This window comes from Kitasatospora purpeofusca (assembly GCF_000718025.1).
In the GTDB taxonomy this organism is placed as follows: domain Bacteria; phylum Actinomycetota; class Actinomycetes; order Streptomycetales; family Streptomycetaceae; genus Kitasatospora; species Kitasatospora purpeofusca.
This window is the reverse complement of record NZ_JODS01000022.1, coordinates 50,586-70,346: the sequence shown is the minus strand read 5'-3', so window position 1 is coordinate 70,346 and position 19,761 is coordinate 50,586. Positions and strand designations below refer to the sequence as shown.

The following is a 19,761-nucleotide window of genomic DNA, read 5'->3' as shown; positions in this document are numbered from 1 at the left end:
ATGAGCAGCCACCGCACCGCCGCCGAGGGCCTGTTCGGCCCGTCGCCCACCACCCTGCTGCGCTTCGCCACCGCCGGCTCCGTCGACGACGGCAAGTCCACGCTCGTCGGGCGACTGCTGCACGACTCCAAGTCCGTGCTCGCCGACCAGATGGAGGCCGTCGAGCACGCCTCCCGCGCGCGCGGCGCCGCCGTGCCGGACCTGGCGCTGCTCACCGACGGCCTGCGCGCCGAGCGGGAGCAGGGCATCACCATCGACGTCGCCTACCGCTACTTCGCCACCCCCCGGCGCCGGTTCATCCTCGCCGACACCCCGGGCCATGTGCAGTACACCCGCAACATGGTCACCGGCGCCTCCACCGCCGAACTGACGGTCATCCTGGTCGACGCCCGCAACGGCGTCGTCGAGCAGACCCGCCGGCACGCCGCCATCGCCGCGCTGCTGCGTGTCCCGCACGTCGTCCTCGCGGTCAACAAGATGGACCTGGTCGGCTACGCGGAGTCCGTCTTCGCCCTGATCGCCGAGGAGTTCACGGCGTACGCCACCGCGCTGGGCGTCCCCGAGGTCACCGCGATCCCGATCTCCGCGCTGGCCGGGGACAACGTGGTCGAGCCCTCCGCGCGGATGGACTGGTACGGCGGCCCCACCGTGCTGGAGCACCTGGAGTCGGTGGAGGTCGGGGACGGCGCGGCCGAGGGTGCCACCCGCTTCCCGGTCCAGATGGTCATCCGGCACCAGGGGGAGCGCTACTACGCGGGCCAACTGCTCAGCGGGCGGCTCCGGGTGGGCGAGGCGGTGACCGTGCAGCCCTCCGGCCGGGTCACCACCGTCGCCGCGCTCGACGTGCTCGGACAGGCGGCGGACGCGGTCGCGGCGGGCGCCTCGCTCAGTGTCCGGCTCGCCGACGAGATCGACGTCGGCCGGGGCGACATGCTCACCGCCGGACCGCGGCCGCCGCGGATCGCCAAGACGGTCGAGGCCACCGTCTGCCATGTCGCCGACACCCCGCTCACCGTCGGCCAGCGGGTCCTGCTCAAGCACACCACCCGCACCGTGAAGGCGATCGTCGAGGACATCCCGTCGCGGCTCACACTCGACGACCTCTCCCAGCACCCGGAGCCGGGGAGCCTCGTCGCCAACGACATCGGGCGGGTCAGGGTCCGCACCGCCGAGCCGCTCGCCCTCGACTCCTACGCCGACTCCCGGCGCACCGGGGCGTTCCTGCTGATCGACCCGGTGGACGGCACCACGCTGGCCGCGGGGATGGCGGGCGACGCCTTCCGGGCCGCCGGTGCGGTCGTCGCCGCGGTGGCGGTGGAGGCGGACGGCTGGGACTTCTAGACGGTGCCTCCCGTCGGGCGGTGTCCATTTCAATTTTCTTTCGGCCAACCGTGCGAGAGGTCTGTTCGAGTCCGCAGCACCCCCCTAGAGTGGACCGCGCTCCTCCACAAGTGACCTTTGTGTCACAGGAGTTCGCTGGTTCCTCGAACGTTCGGCGCAGCCTTTTCCCACCATCGAGCCGGAAGGGCGGGTCCGTGACACAGGCGTTCCAGTCCCCGGGCTTCGCCGCGCTCGCGGCGGGCCGAGCGGTCGAGACGCGGCTCGTCGAGGAGCGCTGGCAGGCGGTGGCCTGGGACCTCGGAACGGACCGGCGACGGGTGGTCACCGACCGGCCCGGCGGCGTGCACCTGAGCGAGATCGAGCCGGACGGCGACGCCATCTGGTGGTTCGACGCCGACAGCGACGAGCGGGGCCGGTGGCGGCGGGAGCCGTTCGCCGGCGGGCCGGACGGCGAGGCGCTGCACGGGGTGCCGGCCGGGCGCCCGTACGGCGTCGCCTTCGACCGGACGGGCGCGCTCGCGGCGGTGGCGGTCGGCGTCGACGGGGCCTCGCACTGCTACGTCGGACCGCCCGCGGGCGAGGCACGGCTGATCGGTTCCGCGCCGGGGTACCTGAGCCTGGCCGACCTGTCGCCGGACGGCCGGCTGCTCGCCCTCGGCGGGCGGCCCGACGGGGACGACGCGGTGCTCCTGTGGCGGACGGACGGCGGCCCGGCCGTCAGTGCGGCCGGGGGCGGCGGACTGCGGCTCTGGCCGATCGAGTTCAACCCGCTCGCCGTCCACGACCCCGAACTGCTGCTGGTGGTCGAGGAGGAGGAGCGGTACACCGTCGCGACCTGGCGCGCGGACACCGGGCTGCGCCGCTACCCGGGCCTGTCCTTCGACGCCCAGATATCGGCCGGCTGGTACCGGGGGCCGCGCGGGGTGCTGATCCAGCACGAGCGGGCCGGACGGAGCCGACTGCTGCTCGCCGAGCTCGACCCGTCGCCCGTCGTCCGGGAGCTCGGCACACCCGGCGGCACCATCCACGACCTGTCCTGCGCCCCGGACGGCACCCTGCACTGCGTCTGGAGCCGGGAGTCCACCCCGCCCCGCCCGCTGGTGCTGCGCCCGGAGGAGCGGGCGGAGGCGGGTACGGAGGCGCGGACGGGGGCGGCGGTCCGATCGGGCCCCGACCCGGACCACCCCGGCCTGGACCTGGACGGCACCTCCCGCGGCCGCCGCTGGACGCCCCGCCCCTACGGACGGATCCACAGCTTCGTCAGCACCCCGCCCGGCCGGGGCCCGTGGCCGACGCTGTTCCTGGTGCACGGCGGCCCCGCCACCCACGACCGGGACTCCTACGACCCCAGGGTGAACATCCTGGTCGGCCACGGCTACGCGGTGGTGCGCACCAACTACCGCGGCTCCACCGGTTACGGCACCCGCTGGCAGCACGAGTACGACTACCGGGTCGGGCTGGCGCAGATCGAGGACCTCGCCGCCGTCCGCGCCGAGCTGGTCGCCGACGGCACGGCGCTCGCGGACCGCACCGGCCTCTGCGGGTTCTCCTGGGGCGGCTATCTGACCCTGCTGGCGATGGGCGTCCAGCCGGACCTGTGGTCGCTCGGCATGGCCGCCCAGCCGATCGCGGACTACCCCGCCACCTACCGCGGCACCACCCCGGCCCTGCGCGCGCTCGACCGGCAGCTCTTCGGCGGCAGCCCCGAGGAGGTGCCCGAGCGCTACCGCGCGGCCGACCCGCGGTCGTACGTGCACCGGGTCCGTTCGCCGGTGCTGCTGGTCGTCTCGCGGGACGACGAGCGGTGCCCGCCCGAGCAGGTGGCCCGGTACGCCGCGGACCTGCGCCGGCTGGCGGTGCCGCACGAACTGCTCCGGGTGGACGGCGGCCACTACAGCCGCCGGACCGCCGACCACCGGTCGGTGCTGGCCGCGATGGTCCGGTTCGCCGGACAGGCCTGGCCGACACCACCCGCACCACCCCACCGACCACCTCGGGGCGACCGCCCCGGGGGAACCGCCCAGCCGATGGAAGGAGGTGAACAGCCATGAAGCGTCGCAGCATCCAGAACGACCCGATCGGTACCCCGGAGCGTGACCGTGGCGCGGTGATCGTCCAGAACTTCGCGCTCGACATCACCAAGGCCGCACCGGTCGCGCCCGCCCTCAAGGGGCAGCCGAAGCCGAAGCCGGAGTCCAAGAAGTGATTCCCGGTCGCTCCGGGGCGCCTCGGCGCTCCGGAGCGACACTCCGCGCACCGCCCCTGCCCACAGCCTATTTGCCACCGCCCGAGTCCACCGCCCGCGCACGACAGAAGTGGCCATCATGCGTATCGTCCTGCTGCACATGCCCTGGGGTGCGATCGACGTGCCGTCGCTGGCGCTCGGGATCCTGCACACCGCCGCCGCCCGCGCCGGCCACGAGGTCGAAGTGCGCTACGCCAACCTGGACTTCGTGGACTGGGCGGCCGAGACCGCCGGATTCGGCGTGGACGACTACGAGTACTTCTCCGAGAAGTCCTACTTCCAGGGCGCCGGCGACTGGGCCTTCGCCGGCGCGCTGTACGGCGAGGACGAGCCCGCCCCGGGCTTCGCCGAATCCGCCGACGCCGAGCGGTACTTCGAGTACCTGGCCACCAACGGCGCGAGCGAGCAGGAGATGGCCCTCACCCGGGCCACCCGCGCGCTCGCCCCCGTGTTCATCGCCCGACTGGTCGAGGAGATCGCCGCCGACCCGCCGGACCTGGTCGGCTTCACCACCACCTTCCAGCAGAACACGGCGAGCCTCGCCGCCGCCCGGCTGCTCAAGCAGCGCTGCCCGCAGGTGCGCACGGTGTTCGGCGGCGCGAACTGCGACGGCCCGCAGGGCGCGGCGCTGCACCGCAACTTCCCCTTCCTGGACTACGTGGTGCGCGGCGAGGGCGAGGCGGCCTTCCCGGCGCTGCTGGCGGGCGGGGACCTCGCGGACGTCCCCGGGCTGTGCTGGCGGGACGGGTCCGGGAAGTCGACGGCCAACGAGATGTCCAGGCGCCCGCTGCCGCCCGCGGCGATCCTGACCCCCCGCTACGACGGCTTCTACGAGCGGCTGGACGCCTCCGTCGCGGCCGGCTGGGTCGACCCCAAGCTCGTGCTCGAAGGCTCCCGGGGCTGCTGGTGGGGGGAGAAGCACCACTGCACCTTCTGCGGTCTCAACGGCTCCTCGATGGAGTTCCGCTCCAAGCCGCCGGCGGACTTCCTCGCCGAGGTGCTCACCCTCGCGGAGCGCCACCAGCTGCTGGACGTCTACGTGGTCGACAACATCCTGGACATGGGTTACTTCGACACCGTCCTGAAGTCCCTGGCCGAACTCCCGGTCGACCTCCGGCTGCACTTCGAGATCAAGGCCAATCTGCGCCGCCACCAGTTCCAGCTGCTCGGCGACTCCGGTGCGGCCCAGGTGCAGCCCGGCATCGAGAACCTGAGCACCCGGGTCCTGCGGATCATGGACAAGGGGGTGACGGGCTGCCAGAACGTGCGCGCGCTGCGGGACGCGCAGAGCGCGGGCGTCTCGGTCACCTGGAACTACCTCTACGGCTTCCCCGGCGAGCAGCCGGACGACTACGAGTCGGTGATCCGCCAACTGCCCGTGCTGCACCACCTGGACCCGCCGACCGGTGCGGGGCGGATCGCGATCGAGCGCTTCAGCCCGTACTTCGACCGCCCCGAACTGGGCTTCGCGATCACCAGGCCGGCCTTCCAGTACCGCGCGACCTACCGGCTGCCGGAGAGCGAACTCGCCGAACTGGCCTATGTGTTCACCGCACCGCCGCGCGGGATCGGCGGCGCGGTCGCGGAGCGGCTGGGCGAGGCGGTGGACACCTGGCTCGCCCGGTTCCCCGACAGCCGGCTCACCTACCGGGAGGCGGGCGGGCGGATCGTGCTCGTCAACACCCGGCCCGGCTACGACTGGCGGGTGGTCGAGCTGACCGATCCGGTGGAGATCGCCGCCTTCCGGCTGCTGGGGCAGCCCCGTTCGCCCGCCGCGCTGGCCTCGAAGCTCCCCGGCGGCGCGGCGGCGGTCGAACCGGTGCTGGAGCGGTTCACCGCGCTGGGCCTGCTGTTCCACGACGGGGACAGCTACCTCCAGGTCGCAGTCGAGTCCGACAACCAGGTGCTGATGCGGATGCGGCACCGGCACGGCCCCGCCGCCGCCCGTCCCGCCCGTCCCGCCCGTCCTGGCGGTCCTGGCGCCGGGACCGAGACCGAGGAGGTGCTGGATGCCGTCCCGATCGGCTGAGCGGACCGACGCCGCGGCCTGGCAGGCGGCCGGCCCGGAGGCCGAGCTCTGGCTCGACTACGACCCCGCCGTCAGGGAGTTGCCGGGCATCGGGCTCGGCCGCCGGACCCTGACCGGACCGGCGGGGGAGGAGATCACCGAGCTGCACCGGGCCGGCGTCCGCTGCCTGCGGCTGACCGAGCCGGTGCGGCTGTGCGCCGACGCGCCGGCGGCCTCGGCCCGGGCCCTGATGCTGCTGCGCGAGGCGACCGGGCAGGGGCTGGCCGCGCTCTGGCACGCGGTCTGCACCGACGGCTGCGTCGAGCAGCGGCGGTTCCACCATCTCTACCCGCCCGAGGAGTTGACCGGCGGCGCGGCGGCCGAGGTGGCCGCCGACTGGCGCGCGAGCTACTTCCCGAGCAAGTGCGTCTACCGGCGCGGCCCCGGCTTCGTCGAGGTGCGGGACCGCCGCTTCGGGACGCTGGAGCTGTTCACCGTCGACGAGCCCGGTCACCTGGCCCAACTGGACGCGCTGGCCGACGGCGTGGAGGTCGGCCTGCTGCCGGAGGCCGTCCACCGGGACTTCGCCGAGGCCGGCCTGATCGCCGAACAGGCCGGGCGGGCCTGGTTCCTGCCCATGCGGGTGCGCCGCTGGCCGTTCCCGTCCCTGACCGTCTGAGCAGTCCGGCCTGTCCGACCCGTCCGGCCTGTCCGACCCGTCCGACCCGTTCGAGGAGAGAAGCATGAGCACCGCGGTCGACGACGCCGCCGCGCGGATGTCCGCGTTCATCCGCGACCCCTACCCCACGCTCGCCCGGATCCGCGAGGCCGGAGCGGTCTCCGTGGTGGAGTTCGGCGAGGGCCTGCCGGTCTACCTGGTGACCCGGTACGAGGACGTCCGGGCCGCGCTGATGGACCCGCGGTTCGGGCAGGACGTCCGCCGCAGCCAGGCCATCGCCAGCGGACGGGGCGCCGGTCTGACCCTCGGCTCGGACGTCGTCCACATGCTCAACAGCGACCCGCCGGACCACACCCGGCTGCGCCGGCTGATCCAGGGCGTCTTCACCCGCCGCCGGGTGGACCTGATGCGGCCGATGGTCGAGCGCATCTCCGGCGGTCTGCTGGACGGGCTGCGCGGACGGGGGACGGCCGACCTGGTGACGGACTTCGCCTTCCCGCTGCCGATCATGGTCATCTGCGAGCTGCTGGGCTTCCCCCCGGAGGACATGCAGTCCTTCCGCACCTGGTCGACGGCGATCCTGACCCAGGGCGGCGAGATGACCTTCGACCAGGCCACCGGCGAACTGAACGACTACCTGCGGGAGTTGATGACCGCCCGGCGCGCGGCCCCGCGCACCGACATCCTCACCGACCTGGTGCAGGCCTGCGACGCCGGTGAACTCACCGAGAAGGAGGTGTTCTCGATGGTCTTCCTGCTGCTGATCGGCGGCCACGAGACCACCGTCAACCTGCTCGGCACCGCCACCCTGGCCCTGCTCCACCACCCGGACCAACTGGCCCTGCTGCGCGCCGACCCGGCGGCGATGCCGGTCGCGATCGACGAGTTCCTGCGCTACGAGTCCCCGGTCAGCATGGCCACCATGCGGTTCACCAACGCCGAGGTGACGGTCGACGACGTGGAGATCCCGGCGGACGAGCTGGTCCTGCTCTCGCTCGGCGCGGCCAACCGCGACCCGGCCCGCTTCACCGACCCGGACCGGCTGATCCTGGACCGGAACGACCCTGGCCACCTCGCCTTCGGACAGGGCCTGCACCGCTGCCTCGGCTCCTTCCTCGGCAAGCTGGAGAGCGAGGTGGCGCTGACCGGCCTGCTGGAACGCTTCGGCCGGATCGAGCTGGCCGCCGAGGAGGAAACCCTGCCGTGGCGCAACACGATCATGCTGCGTGGTCTGGAGTCGCTCCCGGTCTCGCTCGATGAGTAGCGGCACGGGCACGGGCGGCAGCACGGGCACCGACAGCGGCCCGAAGCCGGGCGGACTGCTGCGCTTCCGCCCCCGCATCGGCCTCGCGCCGCTGCGCTCGCGCGGCTACCGCCTGCTGGTGATCGGCCAGGGCACCTCGGAGTTCGGCAACGCGTTCCAGGTGGTCGCCCTGCCGCTGCTGGTCCAGTCCCTCGGCGGCGGCGCCCGCCAGCTGAGCCTGGTGGTCGCCGCCTACGGCGCGGGACGGCTGGCCGCCACCCCGCTCGGCGGGATGTTCGCCGACCGGTTCGGCGCCTGGCGGGTGATGATGACCGCCGACCTCGGCCGACTGCTCGCCACCGCCGGACTGTGCGCGACCGCCGCCGCAGGCTCGGCGAACTACTGGCTGATCGGCACGCTCGCGCTGCTGGTCGGCCTCGGGGCGGGCGTGTTCCTGCCCGCCGCCTGGGCGATCACCCCGACCCTGCTGCCCGCCGAGGACCTGCACGCGGGCAACGCGCTCAACAGCACCGTGACCTTCGGCGCCGGCCTGCTCGGCCCGGCCGCCGCCGGCCCCCTGGTCGCCTGGCTGAACCCGGCCGTAGCCCTGGGCCTGGACGCGGCGACCTTCGCCGTGTCGGCGGCGACGCTGCTGCTGATCGGCCGCGGCAGCACGGTCGCACCGCCCCGCCCGATCTCCGAACGGGCCTCCGTACCGCGGAACTTCCGTGCCCTGCTGCGGGAGTCGCCGCTGCTGCGCGCGGTGCTGACGGTGACGGTGATCGCCAACCTGACCGTCGGCGGCGCCACCAGGGTCGCCCTGCCGACCCTGGCCACCGACGGCTTCGCCGCCGGCGCCGTCGGCCTCGGCCTGCTGCTGGCCGCCTTCACCGGCGGAGCCCTGGTCGGCGGCCTGTTCGCGGCCGGCCTCACGGCGGTGCGCTCGCGCGGCCGCACCGCCATGCGCTCCGGCCTGGTGATGGGCGCGGCGATCGGCCTGGTGCCGTTCACCGGCCTGGTCGGCGCGGTGCTGCTGCTCCTCGTCGCGGGCGGCGCCAGCACGGTGACCAACGTCCTGGTCGTCACCGGCGTCCAGAAGAGCACCCCGCCCGCCCTGCTGGCCCGCGTCATGGCGGCCATCACCTTCTGCGGTCTCGGCGTCTTCCCCGTCTCCGTGATCGCGGCCGGCGCGGCGGTCGAGGCCTTCGGCAGCAGCGGCGTCCTCGCGACCACCGGCGTCTGCCTGCTCGGCGCCTTCGGCTACGCCCTGACCCGCCCGGAGATCCGCGAGCTGTGAGCCCGGCGCCGTCAGCAGGCGCAGGAGATGCCCGAGCGCGGGGCCGTCAGGTCGTCGATCGGCCGCCGCTCGGTGCCCTCGGCGGTCTCGAAGGCGAAGCCCTCGCGGACCCAGTACTCGAAGCCGCCGAGCATCTCCTTCACCCGGTAGCCGAGCCGGGCGAAGGCGAGCGCGGCCCGGGTGGCACCGTTGCAGCCGGGTCCCCAGCAGTAGGTGACGACGGTGGCCCCGGGGTCGACCAACTGCCCGGCCAGCTCCGGGATCCGGGCGGTCGGCAGGTGCAGCGCACCCGGGATGTGCCCCTGCGCCCACGCCACCTCGCTCCGCGAGTCGACGACGACCAGCCCGGGCACCCCCGCCGTGAGGTCGGCGCGCACGTCCGAGACATCTGCCTCGAAGCTGAGCCGGGAGAGGAAGTGCGCCTCGGCGACGGCCGGCTCGGCGGGCGGAACGGAGAGAACGGCGCTGCTCATCGAGTACTCCTGGGATCGAGCGGTACGGGCTGATGCACCGATCCTGGCCGATGGCCCACCCCACCCACGAGTGTCGTGATCGCCGCCGTCCGCCAATATCCCGCCACCCTTCTCGGCCGGTCGCACTCGCGCCACCGCGCTCGACGGACGGCCCGCGACCTCCGCGCGGGCGGCCGACCCGAGGGTCCGCCGCCCGCGCGGGGGCTCAGTCGAGTACGGTCCGCACCGTCCCCGCCGCCACCGTCCGGCCGCCCTCGCGGACGGCGAAGCCGAGGCCGGGCTCCAGCGGCACGGAGTGCCCGAGCGTCACCGTCACCTCGACGGTCTCGCCCGGCCGCGCGACAGCGACCCCCTCGGGCAGCCGGACCTCGCCGACCACGTCGCCCGTCCGCAGGTAGAACTGCGGGCGGTAGCCGTCGGCGACCGGCGTCCGGCGGCCGCCCTCGGCCGCCGACAGCAGGCGCAGTCCGGCGGTGAAGCCGGTGTGCACGGAGGCGCTGCCGACCGCCGCGACCACCTGGCCGCGCCGGACCTGTCCGCGCTGCACCCCGCGCAGCAGCAGCGCGACGTTGTCACCGGCCTCCGCGGACTCCATCGTCCGGCCGAAGGTCTCCACCCCCGTCACCACGGACCGCAGGTCCGCGTCGTGACCGAGGATCTCCACCTGGTCCCCCGTCCGCACCCGCCCGCGCTCGACCGCGCCGGTCACCACCGTGCCGCGACCGGTGATGGTGAGCACGTTCTCGATCGGCAGCAGGAACGGCGCGTCGGTGTACCGCACCGGTGTCGGCACGTACGCGTCCACCGCGTCCAGCAGCCGCAGCAGCGCGGCCGACCAGTACGGGTCGCCCTCCAGCGCGCGCAGCCCGGAGACCGGGACCACCGGCAGGGCCGCGCCGTCGTACCCGTGCGCCCCGAGCAGCTCGCGCACCTCCAGCTCGACCAGCTCCAGCAGCTCCGGGTCGCCGGCGTCGGCCTTGTTCAGCGCCACCACGACGTGCTCGACGCCGATCTGGCGGGCCAGCAGCACGTGCTCGGCGGTCTGCGGCATGATGCCGTCCTGGGCGGAGACGACCAGGATCGCGCCGTCCAGCTGCGCCGCACCGGTGATCATGTTCTTCACGAAGTCGGCGTGGCCGGGCATGTCGACGTGGGCGTAGTGCCGGGTGTCGGTCTCGTACTCGACGTGCGCGATGTTGATGGTGATGCCGCGGGCGGCCTCCTCCGGGGCTCGGTCGATCCGGTCGAACGGGACGAAGGAGCCGCCGCCGCGCTCGGCCAGGACCTTGGTGATGGCCGCGGTGAGGGTGGTCTTGCCGTGGTCGACGTGACCCATGGTGCCGATGTTGAGGTGCGGCTTGCTGCGCACGAAGGCCTGCTTGGCCATGGTTTCTCTCCGGGAGTCGTCAATGTGCTGACGGGACCTCTGCGACGGGCCGACCTTCCCCGTCCGAGGTCCCGGGGACGACCCGGGGAAGGTCAGCTTCGTGCGCCGTCGAATGCGGCTGCGACTGCCGGGGCAGCAGCCATCGCGCCCGCGACTGCGGGGAACTCGGCGATGGCGTACTGGAACATGCGGTTCATCATGCCGGTGCGCGCGGCTGTCCGCGAGCGAGTTTCCGCCGGGCACCGGCCCGCGTCGCGCGGGCCGGTGCCCGGCGGGCGGTGTCAGTGTGGCGCCCGGGCCGTCCCCCGAACCGGACGGGTCAGCGCAGGTACCACTTCTGGTTGGGGGTGCCGGAGCAGTCCCACAGCTGGATCGTGGTGCCGGCGGCGGTGCCCTTGTCCTTGGCGTCCACGCACTTGTTCGCCTGCGGGTTGACGAGGTCCTCCGGGCCTGCGAGGACGAACTTCTGGGCGGGGCTGCCGTTGCAGATCGCCACCTGGATCCGGGTGCCGTTGACGACCGAGCCCCAGGCCACGTCCATGCAGAGGTCGCCGGCCCGGACGGTGCCGTCCGGGCGGAAGTCCCAGGTCTGCCAGGCGCCGCCGGTGCAGTCCTGGAGCTCCAGTCCGACGCCGTCGGAGAGCCGGCGGCCGATGGTGCCGATGCAGCGCTGCGAGCCGCGCCCCGCGATGGGGCGGCCGGGCGGCGGAGCGGGTGCGGCGGGTGCGGGCGCCTGGGTGGTGGGCGCCGGTGCCGGTTGCGCGGGTGCGGCGGGCGGTGGTGCCGGGGCCTGGGTGGCGACGGCCGGCGGGGCCGCCGGAGCGGCCGGCTGGGCCGCGGGTGGCTGGGCGGCAGGGGCCGGGGCGGCGGCGGGAGCCGGGGCGGCGGCCGCCGGTCGGTCGGTGGTGACCGGTGCCGGTGCGCGGGTCTGCGGTCGGGCGGCGACCGGTGGGAGGGCGGCGGGCCGGTCGGCGCTCCGGTCGGTGGTGTCCGGCCGGTCCGCCGCCGCCTCGGTCGGCACCGGTTCGGCGGCCACCGGGGCGGGTTCGGCCGCCGGAGGCGGCTCGGCGGGTTCGGCGGCCGAGGGCTCCGGGGCGGGAGGGGAGCTCGGCGGGCCGTCGGTCGGGTCGGCGGCCCCGGGCGCGACGGTCGTCACCGTCGCGGCGGGGGCGGCGGCGTTCGGTGCGGCGTGCGGTGCGGCTCCGTTCCCGGTGGGCAGCAGGGCGGAGCCGAGGGCGACGGCGCCGACCAGCGCGGCCGCGGCCGCCGTGGTGGTCCAGACCCGGGCCTGCGGCAGGAGCCCGCGCGGCGGGTTCGGGGTGTGGCGCAGGAAGCTGTCGGAGAAGCGTGCGGGCGCGGGGTCCGGGCCCGCGGCCGGTGTGCCGCCGTCCCGGTGCGGCCGGGGCGCCGGAACGGGCGGGGACTCCCTGTCGGGCACGGCGGCTGACGGCGGGTCGGGCGGTCCGGACACGTGGCCTCCAGGGCGAGGGCGGGCGCTGGGGATGTTCCTCCGGCCGTCCGGCCGCAGCGTGAACCAGGGGTGTCCTGCGCGTGGCGGCGCTCCGACATTCATGCGTGTCCATCTCATGAAAGACGGGGGTGGCCCGGAGTTCACCGGAGGATCGGCCGCCCGTTCCCCTGCGGCGCTACGGTGACGGCCGTCCGGGGACGGACCCGTGATCCACCCGAGGACGCGGCACCGTCCGGACCGGTCCCGCGAGAGAGCAAGGCACCAACATGGCGCAGACAGCCGACGAGGCCCGGTCGGGGCCGACCGCCGCACCGTGGGCGGAACTCCTGCTGGCCGAACGCGAAGTCCTGTTCCGCTTCATCAGCGGGCTCAGCGACAACGATCCGCACCGGGCGGAGGACATCGTCCAGGAGGCGATGTTACGGGCCTGGCAGGCCGCCGAGGCCCTGGACTGGGACAGCCGGCCGATCCGGCTGTGGCTGTTCACGGTCGCCCGGCGCCTGCTGATCGACGAATGGCGCAAGAACCGCGCGGTGCCGGTCGGCATCGCGGTCGAGGGCTTCCCGGCCCCCGTGGCGGCGGACGCCGCCGACCCGTCCGACCGGATCCTCGACCGGCTGGTGCTGGTCGACGCGCTCCGCTCGCTCGACCGCATCCACCAGGAGGCCGTGGTGCACGTCCATCTCCTCGGGCGCCCCGGCGCGGAGGTCGCCCGCGCCGTCGGGATACCCGTCGGGACCCTCAAGTCGCGTACCCACCACGGCGTCCGGTCGCTGCGCCGGCACCTGGTCGACCGGGGCGCGGTCGCCTCGTGACCGTCGCCGCCCTCCGTTCCGCGACCGGAGCCTCCTCTGTCGCAACCGTCCGTTCCGCCGCCGCCGTCGCGGCGTTCCCGCCGTCCGGCCTGCTGCCCGCGATGCCCGGCACCACAACGCTGATCGGCATCGGCGGGGTGCTGGTGCTGCTCGCCGTCCTCGCCCACCTCACCGCCCGCCGGGCGGGCGGCTGGCGGGCGTTCCGGCGCCGGCTGCGCCGCGAACTCGCGGCGACAGCGGCCGCGTTCGCCGCCCCGTTCGCGGCTCGCCTGCGGTACGGGCGCCAACTGCGCACCGTCCGGCTGCTGCTGGCCGACCGGGCCGGCTGGGCCGACGCCGAGCGGGCCGTCCTCGACGCCGGACGGGTGGCGGGGGCGCGCCCGTACGCCGTGCTGCTCGGCGCGCACACCGTCGGTGTGCTGGTGTCCTGCGGCCCGGGCCGGCCGCCGGTCCCGCCCGAGCCGTGGGTGGTGGACACGGCGGACCCGCGGCTCTGGTGGGCCGCCCGGGACGAGCTGCGGTCGACAGCCGCGGCTCGCGGCCAGGCGCCACTGCTGGCGCTGGTCGGCACCGACGGCCCCGCCGCGGTGCTGCTCGACCTCGCGACCGGACCCGCCGTGACCGAGTTCGGCGGCGACCGGGCGCTCGCCCACGCCGTACTCCAGGCGGTGGCGGCGCAGTTGGACGCGCGGCTGCCGGTGGGCGCCGTCACGGTCGCCGACGGCGTGCACGCGCGCCACACGGGTCCGGCGCCGGCCGAGGCGCTCGCCGCGGCCGACCGGGTCGCGGCGGACGGGGAGCCGGCCTTCGCCGTCTGTCCCGTCCCCCCCGCGGGATTCCGCCCCGCGGCGGGCGCCCGGCTGCTGGTGCTCGGCGGTGCGCGGGGCTCGGCCCGGCTGGTCACGGTCGACCGCGACGGCCTCCGGCTGCGCGGGACGGCGCTGCGGGTCGAGGCGGTCGCACTGGCCCGGGCCACGGCCCGGATCCTTCGGGCCCTGCCGCCCTACCCGGCCTTCGCACCGGCGGAGTTGGACGACTCCGACCTGGTGGAGCCGGGCGGTGTGCCGGTGGAGCCGGAGGAGCTGCCGGAGGCGGAGGAGCCGCCGGAGCGGCAGGAGCCCTCGGAGTCCCCCGGGGCGGAGGAGCCGGAGGAGCCGGAGGGGCCCGAGGAGCCCGAGGAGCCCGAGGAGTCGACGGCAGGGTCCGTGTCGGCCACGGTGATGACGACGGATCCGGATCCGTCCGAGGAACCGCCCGGGGGCTCTTCCGACCCGTCGGACCCGTCGGAGGAGTCCGGTCCGGGCGGCGAACTTCCCGGCACCGGAACGTCGCTGGCGCTCGTGCCGCTGCAGTTCCGGGTCGGACCGGTGTATCCGGAGCCGGACGAGGGGAGCGGATCCGGTTCGGAAGCGCCGCAGTTCCGGGTCGGCCCGGTGGTGCCGGACCCGACGGCCCTGCGGCTGCTGCTGCGTGGACCGGAACCGGAGCAGGAGCCGGTCGAGCCGGCCGAGCCCGGGGCGGCAGAGTGGCCGGAGCCCCTCCCGGAAGCGGAGGCGGAGTCGGCGTCCTGGCTCCCGCCGGAGGCGGCGTCCTGGCCCCCGCCGAACCCGAAACCGAACCTCAGCCCGGAACCGGAGCCCGAGCCGGAACCGGAGCCCGAGCCGGACGTCGAGGACGACTTCGCCGAGCCCGAGCCGGGACCGGCCGGGCACCCGGCCGGTGTCTCCGCCCGTCCCTCCGGGACCACCCTGCTGCCCGCGCCCCGGCCCGTCGGCTGACCTCGCGACCGGGCCGTGCCCCGGCACCCCGGCACCCCGGCCGACGACCCGCCCGCCCAGTCCCGCCTGCCCGACCTCCTGGAGACCACCCGGTGAAGCTGACCGTCACCGTCGCCGACGGCACCGACCGCCGTGACCACGTCCTCGACCTGCCTCCCGGTGCGACCGTCGGTGAGCTGGCGGCGGCGCTCGACCGGCGGGACCCCGACCCCGCGGCGGCCGTCGCGACCGCCGGACCCGGCTACGGCCCCGGTCCTGGTCCCGGCCCCGGTCCCTCCGGCGGCGACGTGGAAGCCTTCCTGGCCGGAACGGGAGCCGTCGCCCCGCGCGGACTCCACCTCGGGCCGCGGCGGTTGGACCCGGGGACGGCCGTCGCCGGGACGGGAGTGCGGGAGGGCGCCGTGCTCGGCCTCGGCGCCCCCGCCGACGAGCCCGACCGGGTCCGGAGCAGCGCGCCGGACCGGCGCCCGGGCGACCCCGTCCAACTGGAACTGCACCTCGTGTCCGGTCCGGGAGCGGGGCGGGTCTGGCGGCTCGGACCCGGCAGCCACGAGATCGGCACCGACCCCTCCTGCACGGTCCGCCTCCGGGCTGCCGGCGCGCCCGCGGGCGGCCTCTGGCTGACCGTCGGCCCGGACGGCTCCGCGAGTTGGCACCGCGCTCCCGTCGGCCCCGGCCGGTCGAAGAGCCCCGGAAGCACCCTGGGCAGCGACGCCGACCGCGGCTTCGACAGCGACTTCGACAGCGACTTCGACACTGACGGCTACGGCTACGGCGACAGCGACGGCGAGGGCTCCGCCCCGGGCGCCCCCGGGGGCGGCACCCCGCCCGCGGACGAGGGAGACGAGGCGGTCGCGCTCCGCACGCCGAGCCCGCCCGCCAAGGACCGCAACGCCCACACCGACCGCACCCACCGCGGCGGCACCGGGGAGCGCGGCACCGGGGAGCGCGACACCGCCCCCGCCCGCCGCGCCGGCCGGAACGACCCGCGTCCGGCCGCCCACCGAGCCGACGGCGGCACCGCCTGGCCGCCGGGCGCCGACCTCACCGTCGGTGCCGCCCTGCTGCGCCTGGTCGAGCCGGTCGAGCCGGACGCCGCCGTGGTGCCGTCCGCCGACGGCATCGGCGTCGACTACAACCGCCCGCCGCGGATCGTCCCGCACCTGGACGCCGAGCGGATCCGGCTGCCGCTGCCGCCGGTCGCCCCCTCCCGGCGGCCCTTCCCGCTGCTGCTGATGCTGGCCCCGGTCGTGCTCGGCATGGTCATGGTGGCGGTCTTCCAGTCGTACTTCTACCTGGTCTTCATCCTCTTCAGCCCGCTGATGGCCGTCTCCAACTGGATCGTCGGACGGCGCGGCAACCGCAAGCAGCACGAGGACGCGGTGGCCCGCTACGAGGCCCGGCGCCGGGTCCTGGAGCAGGAGGTCCGGACCGCCGCCGACCGCGAGCGCCGGGTGCGCGGAGTGGCGGGGCCGGACCCCGCGACGGTCGCGCTGACCGCCACCGGCCCCGGCGGCCGGCTCTGGGAGCGGCGCCGGCACGACCCCGACCACCTGGTGCTGCGGATCGGCACGGTCGACCAGCCGTCGGTGAAGGAGATCGACGACCCGGCGCGGGACGAGAACCACCGCCTGGTGCGCTGGAGCATCCCCGATGTGCCGATCGGCATCGAGGTCGCGGAGTTCGGCGTGGTGGGGGTGGCCGGTACCGGGCCCGCCGTCCAGGCGCTGGCCCGCTGGCTGGTCGCCCAGTCCGCCGTCCTGCACAGCCCGCGGGACCTGCGCGTCGTCGTCCTCTCCGACCGCTCGCGCGCCGACGGCTGGGCCTGGGTGCGGTGGCTGCCGCACCTGCGCCCGCCCGGCGGCGGGGCCGGACCGGTGGTGGCCGTCGGCAACGACCCGGAGTCCACCGCCAACCGGATCTCCGAACTGGTCGCCCAGATCCAGGCCCGGCGGCGGGTGCTCGGCTCCTCCATGGGCAAGGCGATGTTCAACGAACCGGACGTCCTGGTGATCGCGGACGGGGCCCGGCACCTGCGCGACGTGCCCGGCATGGTGCAGGTGCTCACCGAAGGACCCGGGGTCCGGGTCTTCAGCGTCTGCCTCGACGCCCAGGAGCGGCTGCTGCCCGAGGAGTGCGGCACCGTCGTCCTCGCCGCCGGGCACCGCCTCACCGTCCGCCGCACCGGCGCGCCCGACCTCACCGACGTGCGCGCCGACCTGGTCGACGCCGACTGGTGCGAGCAGGTGGCCAGGGCGCTCGCGCCGGTCCGCGACGTCAGCCCCGAGCACGACGCCGGTCTGCCGCAGTTGGTCCGGCTGCTGGACCTGCTGCGGCTCGAACCGCCGGACCCCGCCGCCCTGCTGGCCCGCTGGCGCCGGCGCCCGGCCGCCACGTCCTTCCTGATCGGGACGGGCTACGACGGCCCGCTCACCCTCGACCTGGTCCGCGACGGACCGCACGCTCTGGTCGCCGGGACCACCGGCTCCGGCAAGTCGGAGCTGCTCCAGTCCTTCGTGGCCTCGCTGGCCGCCGCCAACCGCCCGGACGAGCTCACCTTCGTCCTGGTCGACTACAAGGGCGGTTCGGCGTTCCGAGAGTGCGCCGAACTCCCGCACAACCTCGGTATGGTGACCGACCTGGACGCCCACCTGGTGGAGCGCGCCCTGGAGTCGCTCGGCGCCGAACTGCGGCGCCGGGAAAGGCTGCTGGCCGATGTCGCGGCCAAGGACCACCCCGAGTACCGGTCCAAGCGGGTCGCGGACCCGACGCTGCCCCCGCTGCCGCGACTGCTGCTGGTGATCGACGAGTTCGCCACCCTGGTCCGCGAGGTGCCCGACTTCGTCCCCGGGCTGATCGGGATCGCCCAGCGCGGCCGTTCCCTCGGCATCCACCTGGTGCTCGCCACCCAGCGGCCCTCGGGCGCGGTCACCAGCGACATCCGCGCCAACACCAATCTGCGGATCGCGCTGCGGGTCACCGACTCCTCCGAGAGCCAGGACATCATCGACACCTCCGAGGCGGTGCACATCCCGGCCTCCGCGCCCGGGCGCGCCCTGGTCCGGCTGGGGCACCGCTCGACGGTGCCGTTCCAGAGCGCCTGGGCCGGTGCGGCCCGCCCCGACCCGGCCGGCGCGGCCGGCGCGGCCGCCGTCGAGCGGCCCCGTGGGACGGTGCGCGCCGCCGCCCTGTCCTGGACCGGCCTCGGCCGCCCGCTCGCCCTGCCGCTCGCGGCGGGCGACCCCGCCGCGCCCGCCGCGCCCGTCCCCACCGACCTGCAGGCCCTGGTCGCCGCCGTCCGCGAGGCCGCCGCCGCCCTCGACGACTTCACCCCGCAGCCCAGCCCCTGGCTCCCCGCACTGCCCGAGGAGGTGCTGCTCGACGAGGTGACGGCGCTGCTGCCGCCCCCCGAGGACGCGGCGCTCCCGGTGGTCCCCTACGCGCTGGAGGACGTCCCCCAGCTCCAGCAGCGCCGGGTCGCCACCGTCGACCTGGCCTCCTTCGGCCACCTGTACGTGATCGGCGCCCCCCGGTCCGGCCGCACCCAGGTCCTGCGCACCCTGGCCGGCTCGGTGGCCAGGGCGGCGTCCTGCGCGGACGTCCACCTGTACGGGATCGACGCCGCGGGCGGCGGCCTGGCCGCCCTCAACGCCCTGCCGCACTGCGGGGCGGTCGTCTCCCGGCACGACCAGGAACGGCTCGAACGGCTGCTGCACCGGCTCACCGCCGAACTGACGCGACGTCAGGAGCTGTGCAGCGAGCGGAACGCGGCCGGGCTCAACGAGCTGCGCGCCGCTCTGCCGAAGCCGGAGCGGCCCGCGCACGTGCTGCTGCTGATCGACGGCTGGGACGCGCTGTCCGGGCTGCTGGACGACCACGACAACGGCCGGCTCGCCGACCTGGTCACCCGGCTGCTGCGGGAGGGCGCGGCGGCCGGCATCCATGTCGTCGCCACCTCCGAGCGGTCACTGCTGGGCGGCCGGCTCGCCGCGCACAACGACCACAAGCTGCTGCTGCGCCAGGGCGACCGCAACGACTACCAGTTGGTCGGACTCTCGCCGAGCAAGGTGCCGGCCGGCATCCCGGCCGGCCGCGGCTGGCACACGCTCAGCGGCACCGAGACCCAGGTCGCGCTGCTCGCCCCCGGCGCGGGCGGCCGGGAACAGGCCAGGGCGCTGGCGGCGATCGGCGCGGACAGCACCCGCCGCGACAGCGCGGTGCCGGCCGGACTGCGGCCCTTCCCGGTCGCCGCGCTGCCCCGCTCGGTGGACTTCGCGGAGGCCTACGCGGCCGTCCCGGAGGAGTCCCGCCGCCCGCTGTGGGGCCTGCTCGGCCTCGGCGGCGACGACGCCGGACCGGTCGGGGTGGACCTCGCGGGGGCCGCCGCCGCCTTCGCGGTGCTCGGCCCGCCCGGATCCGGGCGCAGCACGGCGCTCGCCTCGCTCGCCGTCTCCCTGCTCGCCGGCGGCACCGGGCTGGTCGTCCTCGCGCCGCGCCACTCCCCGCTGCGGGCGCTGGCCCGGCACGCCGGGGTCCGGGTGCTGACCGACGCGGACCCGTCCGCGCAGGACGTGCAGGCCGCCCTGGACGAACTCACCGGCCCCCGCGTAGTGGTGGTCGACGACGCGGACCTGCTGGCGGCACCCGCCTGCGACCGGGTGCTCAAGGAGGTCGCCGCCTTCGGCCGGGACCGCGGCCTCGGCCTGCTCTACGCGGGGTCGGCGGACGCCCTCCAGGTGGCGATGGGCAGCTGGCTCAGCGCGGCCAAGCGGGCCCGGCGGGGACTGCTGCTGGGGCCGAAGAGCCTCCAGGAGGGCGACATGATCGGGGTCCGGCTGCCGGTGCACCTGATCCGGGCCACCCCGGTCGCGGGCCGCGGCTGGACCACCGGGCGCGGTGGCGAGGCGATGGCCGTGCAGGTGCCGCTGACCGTGCTGCGCACCGAGGACTGAGCGGGGCCGGGGCCGAGGGCTGAGCGGGGCCGGGGGCGGAGCGGGCGTCATGCGCCGCTCCGCCCCCGGCCC

13 protein-coding genes are annotated in these 19,761 nt (G+C 75.6%); 10 read left to right on the top strand and 3 right to left on the bottom strand.

The window, feature by feature from the left end; genetic code table 11:
* From IF01_RS0127410 to IF01_RS0127380, 7 genes are all read left to right on the top strand, one after another.
* On the top strand, nt 1–1,341 hold the full coding sequence (locus IF01_RS0127410) for a sulfate adenylyltransferase subunit 1 (protein ID WP_030396223.1): 1,341 nt from the start codon (nt 1–3) through the stop codon (nt 1,339–1,341).
* Between the two features lie 194 nt (nt 1,342–1,535).
* Nucleotides 1,536–3,392 (top strand): prolyl oligopeptidase family serine peptidase, encoded by a 1,857-nt coding sequence (locus IF01_RS0127405; protein WP_051756308.1) that lies wholly within the window; start codon nt 1,536–1,538, stop codon nt 3,390–3,392.
* Entirely contained in the window at nt 3,389–3,547 is a 159-nt protein-coding gene (locus tag IF01_RS49065) for a hypothetical protein (RefSeq protein WP_167349777.1), read from the top strand. Before IF01_RS0127405 ends, IF01_RS49065 begins: the two co-directional genes overlap by 4 nt.
* A 118-nt stretch (nt 3,548–3,665) precedes the next feature.
* A complete protein-coding gene (locus tag IF01_RS0127395) occupies nt 3,666–5,615 on the top strand; it encodes a RiPP maturation radical SAM C-methyltransferase (protein WP_051756352.1) in 1,950 nt (649 codons plus the stop codon).
* Nucleotides 5,596–6,273 (top strand): DUF5825 family protein, encoded by a 678-nt coding sequence (locus IF01_RS0127390; RefSeq protein ID WP_030396220.1) that lies wholly within the window; start codon nt 5,596–5,598, stop codon nt 6,271–6,273. The genes IF01_RS0127395 and IF01_RS0127390 overlap by 20 nt, the downstream gene beginning before the upstream one ends.
* Before the next feature lie 64 nt (nt 6,274–6,337).
* Nucleotides 6,338–7,537 (top strand): cytochrome P450 family protein, encoded by a 1,200-nt coding sequence (locus IF01_RS0127385; protein ID WP_030396219.1) that lies wholly within the window; start codon nt 6,338–6,340, stop codon nt 7,535–7,537.
* A complete protein-coding gene (locus IF01_RS0127380) occupies nt 7,530–8,813 on the top strand; it encodes an MFS transporter (protein ID WP_078880350.1) in 1,284 nt (427 codons plus the stop codon). The genes IF01_RS0127385 and IF01_RS0127380 overlap by 8 nt, the downstream gene beginning before the upstream one ends.
* 11 nt (nt 8,814–8,824) lie before the next feature.
* Here IF01_RS0127380 and IF01_RS0127375 read toward each other — a convergent pair whose 3' ends face one another.
* From IF01_RS0127375 to IF01_RS49365, 3 genes are all read right to left on the bottom strand, one after another.
* The gene (locus IF01_RS0127375) at nt 8,825–9,286 is read right to left on the bottom strand and encodes a rhodanese-like domain-containing protein (RefSeq protein ID WP_030396217.1); all 462 of its coding nucleotides are present in this window, start codon (nt 9,284–9,286) and stop codon (nt 8,825–8,827) included.
* Nucleotides 9,287–9,491: 205 nt separating this feature from the next.
* On the bottom strand, nt 9,492–10,673 hold the full coding sequence (gene tuf / locus IF01_RS0127370) for an elongation factor Tu (RefSeq protein ID WP_030396216.1): 1,182 nt from the start codon (nt 10,671–10,673) through the stop codon (nt 9,492–9,494).
* Between the two features lie 319 nt (nt 10,674–10,992).
* Complete coding sequence (locus tag IF01_RS49365) at nt 10,993–12,144, bottom strand: ricin-type beta-trefoil lectin domain protein (RefSeq protein ID WP_051756306.1); 1,152 nt, start codon at nt 12,142–12,144, stop codon at nt 10,993–10,995.
* 266 nt (nt 12,145–12,410) lie between these two features.
* Between IF01_RS49365 and IF01_RS0127355 the strand changes: the two genes are divergently transcribed.
* From IF01_RS0127355 to IF01_RS0127340, 3 genes are all read left to right on the top strand, one after another.
* Nucleotides 12,411–12,959 carry a sigma-70 family RNA polymerase sigma factor gene (locus IF01_RS0127355; RefSeq protein WP_051742603.1) on the top strand — a complete coding sequence of 183 codons (549 nt, stop codon included), beginning with the start codon at nt 12,411–12,413 and terminating at the stop codon, nt 12,957–12,959.
* Nucleotides 12,956–14,737: a hypothetical protein gene (locus IF01_RS48530; protein ID WP_051756302.1), complete on the top strand. Its 1,782-nt coding sequence runs from the start codon at nt 12,956–12,958 to the stop codon at nt 14,735–14,737. The genes IF01_RS0127355 and IF01_RS48530 overlap by 4 nt, the downstream gene beginning before the upstream one ends.
* Before the next feature lie 92 nt (nt 14,738–14,829).
* Nucleotides 14,830–19,689: an FtsK/SpoIIIE domain-containing protein gene (locus tag IF01_RS0127340; RefSeq protein WP_037781292.1), complete on the top strand. Its 4,860-nt coding sequence runs from the start codon at nt 14,830–14,832 to the stop codon at nt 19,687–19,689.
* Nucleotides 19,690–19,761: the final 72 nt, after the last annotated feature.

Coding starts and splice junctions, on each gene's coding strand:
- IF01_RS0127390 (WP_030396220.1), top strand. CDS start 5,596: ATGCCGTCCCGATCGGCTGAGCGGACCGACGCCGCGGCCTGGCAGGCG.
- IF01_RS0127380 (WP_078880350.1), top strand. CDS start 7,530: ATGAGTAGCGGCACGGGCACGGGCGGCAGCACGGGCACCGACAGCGGC.
- IF01_RS0127375 (WP_030396217.1), bottom strand. CDS start 9,286: ATGAGCAGCGCCGTTCTCTCCGTTCCGCCCGCCGAGCCGGCCGTCGCC.
- IF01_RS0127385 (WP_030396219.1), top strand. CDS start 6,338: ATGAGCACCGCGGTCGACGACGCCGCCGCGCGGATGTCCGCGTTCATC.
- IF01_RS49065 (WP_167349777.1), top strand. CDS start 3,389: ATGAAGCGTCGCAGCATCCAGAACGACCCGATCGGTACCCCGGAGCGT.
- IF01_RS0127355 (WP_051742603.1), top strand. CDS start 12,411: ATGGCGCAGACAGCCGACGAGGCCCGGTCGGGGCCGACCGCCGCACCG.
- tuf (WP_030396216.1), bottom strand. CDS start 10,673: ATGGCCAAGCAGGCCTTCGTGCGCAGCAAGCCGCACCTCAACATCGGC.
- IF01_RS0127395 (WP_051756352.1), top strand. CDS start 3,666: ATGCGTATCGTCCTGCTGCACATGCCCTGGGGTGCGATCGACGTGCCG.
- IF01_RS0127410 (WP_030396223.1), top strand. CDS start 1: ATGAGCAGCCACCGCACCGCCGCCGAGGGCCTGTTCGGCCCGTCGCCC.